At 69.7% G+C, this 554-nt stretch carries 1 protein-coding gene and 1 pseudogene; one reads left to right on the forward strand and one right to left on the reverse strand.

Annotated elements, in window-relative coordinates:
- A partial coding sequence (locus EN939_RS39955; RefSeq protein WP_335930826.1) for an isocitrate lyase/phosphoenolpyruvate mutase family protein occupies nucleotides 1–171 on the forward strand: 171 nt, incomplete at its 5' end.
- Between the two features lies 1 nt (nucleotide 172).
- Here the strand turns inward: EN939_RS39955 and EN939_RS37230 are convergent.
- A pseudogene (locus tag EN939_RS37230) lies at nucleotides 173–554 on the reverse strand (succinylglutamate desuccinylase/aspartoacylase domain-containing protein); the annotation flags it as partial.

A 554-nucleotide genomic window follows, 5' to 3' on the forward strand; every position in this document is an offset into this window, starting at 1 on the left:
ACGCTTTGCAAGGCAATCGCGTTGCCGGTCAACATCATTGCGCTGGGGCACGTGCCGCCGCGCCAGCGGCTGGCCGAACTCGGCGTCGCCCGCATCAGCCACGGCCCGGTGCCTTACCGGCAGATGGCGGAATGGCTGGAGGCGAAGGCGCGACTGGCTATTTCGGGTTAAGTCAGTCCTCCAGCGTTCCCGACCGGGCGTCGGTGCTCTTCCTGTCGCCGACCAGCTTCAGAAGATCCTCGCCGGCGCGGATGATGCGGCGCGAGCGGCGGGTCAGGATGATGCCGTCCTGCGGCGCGAACACCTCGGTGCGGCCGTCGGCTTCACCCGGTGCATGGACGATGGTGGCGAGGCGCGCGCCCCTGGCGACGCGGTCGCCGGGTTTCACGTCGTAGAGCACGGCACCGGCCCGTGGCGCCGGCATCATGTCGATGTTTTCCAATGGCGCCACGAAGCCGGTGAAAGGACCCGGCGCGGGCAGGGTGCTATCGGCGATCACGCCGCGCGCCACCAACAGCCGGTAGAGGCCGTCGGCGTCGGCGGCGGCCTCTACC

Source organism: Mesorhizobium sp. M7A.F.Ca.CA.002.05.1.1 (assembly GCF_003998335.1).
GTDB lineage: Bacteria > Pseudomonadota > Alphaproteobacteria > Rhizobiales > Rhizobiaceae > Mesorhizobium.